The 2,598-nt window shown below is 61.3% G+C and carries 3 protein-coding genes; all 3 read left to right on the top strand.

The window, feature by feature from the left end; all coding sequences use genetic code 11:
* The first annotated feature begins 79 nt into the window (after positions 1–79).
* The 3 genes from MKD38_RS30430 to tnpC are packed head-to-tail and all read left to right on the top strand — an operon-like array spanning position 80 to position 2,518.
* The gene (locus tag MKD38_RS30430) at positions 80–580 is read left to right on the top strand and encodes a transposase (RefSeq protein WP_252669751.1); all 501 of its coding nucleotides are present in this window, start codon (positions 80–82) and stop codon (positions 578–580) included.
* A complete protein-coding gene (tnpB, locus tag MKD38_RS30425; RefSeq protein ID WP_252669749.1) occupies positions 556–906 on the top strand; it encodes an IS66 family insertion sequence element accessory protein TnpB in 351 nt (116 codons plus the stop codon). Before MKD38_RS30430 ends, tnpB begins: the two co-directional genes overlap by 25 nt.
* A 31-nt stretch (positions 907–937) precedes the next feature.
* Positions 938–2,518 carry an IS66 family transposase gene (tnpC, locus tag MKD38_RS30420; RefSeq protein WP_252669753.1) on the top strand — a complete coding sequence of 527 codons (1,581 nt, stop codon included), beginning with the start codon at positions 938–940 and terminating at the stop codon, positions 2,516–2,518.
* Positions 2,519–2,598: the final 80 nt, after the last annotated feature.

Raw genomic sequence — 2,598 nt, 5'->3', positions numbered from 1 at the left:
TAAGCGGTCCATCATCGGCGTCTATCAACTGGTGATCTGAATGCGGATGATGTTCTCCACCAACCCCAGGAGAACATCGATGATTGAATCCCCGGAACTGAAGGTTGTGAGCAGCAACAGCAGAGGCCGCAAGCGCTACGACAAGGCTAGCAAGCGGGCGCTGGTCGAGGCTTGCCTGATACCTGGTGTCTCCATCGCGCGCCGTGCACAAGACAGTGGCGTGCATGTCAGCTTGCTACGCAAATGGATCGCGCAGTATCTGCTGGAACGTGAGCGCTCGGCGGGCGAGTTGGCGATGGCTGTCGGGCAAGACGCAGATTTGCCAGAGCGGCTGGAGGATTCTGTTGCACAGGCGGGAATGATGGCCCAGGAACGGCCATCGGCATTCGCGGCTGTGCACGCTGTATCGGCACCGGCAGGATCGCTAGCCGTTGCGGACCGGGCCTGTTCGGCCCTGGCGCTGCATGTGCGATTGCCCAATGGGGTCGAGCTGGATCTGAGCCCGGCAGATCTCGAAGGGCTGACGACGATTGTCCAGATGCTGGGGAGGATGCCGTGTTCCGGTTCGACGATGGCCTGAAGGTATTCTTGCATCGGGATCCGGTGGACTTCCGCTTGGGCATCAACGGGCTATCGATTCTGGTCGAGCAAGCGGCGCGCCTGAACCCTCTGGATTCATCGCTCTACGTATTCGGCAATCGCCGGCGCGACCGGATCAAGATCCTCGGCTGGGATGGCACCGGCTTCTGGCTGTTCCTCAAGCGATTGGAGGCGGATCGATTCGTATGGCCTGACACGGCCGACATCGTCAAGCTTACCGTCGAGCAGTTGCACTGGCTGCTCGACGGCATCGACATTGCTGTCGTCAAGAAACACCCGCAGCGTTTTTATTCCCGCGCAAGCTGAACTGCACACGGGCATGTCGGTCCAAGTCGACATGCCCATCAGCATCTCGATCACCACCGAGGAACTTCAGGAATTGCTGGCCACGCGCGAAGCGTATGGCCAGCTTCAGCACGACCATGAAGTGCTGCGCAGCGAGTTACGTCTCGTGAGCGCAGAGCGTGATCTGGCAGAGGAGCGCCTGCGCGCCTATCGTCGCGAACTGTTCGGCGCCAAGAGCGAAGCGCGAGATGCGGGCCAACTCGGGCTATTCAACGAAGCTGAAGCACTCGCGTCCAACGCGCCCCCTGCGCAGGAAGACACGCTTGGGACGAAGGTCGCCGCACACACCCGCAAAAAGCGTGGTCACCGCAAGCCGCTGGACCCCAATCTGCCGCGCGAAGTGGTACGTCACGATCTGCCTGAGTCCGAGCGCTTCTGTGCAAACGATGGCCATGCGCTGGTCGAGATCGGTGTCGAGATCAGCGAACAGTTGGACGTGATCCCGGAGCAGGTTCGTGTCATCCAGCACCAGCGCGTCAAGCGCGCCTGCCCGTGCTGCGACCTGGGCATCAAGGTGACGCCAGCACCGCCGCGGATCATTCCCCGCGGCCTGTTCACGGAGTCGGCACTGGCCTGGATTGCCACGGGCAAGTACCAGTTCGGCATGCCCCTATATCGCCAGGCCGGCTTGCTGCGCCGCTTCGGTGGCGACATCTCGTCGAACACGATTGCCGCGAGCATGGTTCGTGTCGGTCTGGCCACGCAGCCGGTGATCAACCTGATGTGCGACCACGTACTCGACGCCGAACTGATTTACTGCGACGAGACGACCTTCCAGGTCCTCAAGGAGAAAGATCGCCGGCCACAGACCAAGAGCCAGTTGTGGTGCATGATGACCGGATCGGGGCCGGCGATTCGGCTGTTCATCTATACCCCCGGTCGCGGCCACCAGCAGGGGCAGCCACTGTTCGAGGGCGTGCGCAAAGGCGCGGCCCTGATGACCGATGGCTACTCGCTCTACAACGGCATCGCGCACGATCACCAACTCGTCCATCTCGGATGCTGGACGCACGTGCGACGCGGGTTCGTGAAGGCCGAGGCCAGCGTGCCCAAAGCCGCGCGAACGCCAGATCTGCTGGCCACACGCTTCATCGTGCTGATTGGCAAGCTGTATTTAGCCGAGGCGCGAAGTGCGGATTGGGGGGCCGAGCGACGACAACGACTGCGGCGACGCTACAGTACTCATGTGCTCGGCGTCATCCGCAAACTGATGCTCGAGCAAATGCCCGCTGTCGTACCCGGTAGCCTGCTTGGGAAGGCGCTGCAGTACATGCACGGGCAGTGGCCAAAGTTGGTGCGCTACGTCGAGAACGGTGACTGGCCGATCTCGAACAACCCCTGTGAGAATGCAATCCGGCCATTCTGCGTAGGACGCCGCAGCTGGTTGTTCTCAGACACTGTCGACGGAGCGAATGCCAGCGCCAACCTGTACTCCCTCGTGGAGACCTGCAAGGCCAATGGCATTGATCCCTATCGGTATCTCCTCTGGTTGTTCCAACGGCTTCCGCTCGCGAAGACCGTCGACGACTACGACGCGCTTCTACCCTGGATGATGCCGGCCAATCTGCGCTGAACAGCGCGACGTATCACACCTCCAGCACCTCCAGCACCATCTGACTTCTCTCTGAGAGGCGTGGTCTATGGATCGCATAC

Source organism: Cupriavidus sp. WGlv3 (assembly GCF_023952475.1).
Taxonomy (GTDB): domain Bacteria; phylum Pseudomonadota; class Gammaproteobacteria; order Burkholderiales; family Burkholderiaceae; genus Cupriavidus; species Cupriavidus phytorum.
The sequence above is the reverse complement of the archived record's forward strand: the minus strand, read 5'-3'. Positions and strand labels throughout refer to the sequence as shown.

Coding starts and splice junctions, on each gene's coding strand:
- MKD38_RS30430 (WP_252669751.1), top strand. CDS start 80: ATGATTGAATCCCCGGAACTGAAGGTTGTGAGCAGCAACAGCAGAGGC.
- tnpC (WP_252669753.1), top strand. CDS start 938: ATGCCCATCAGCATCTCGATCACCACCGAGGAACTTCAGGAATTGCTG.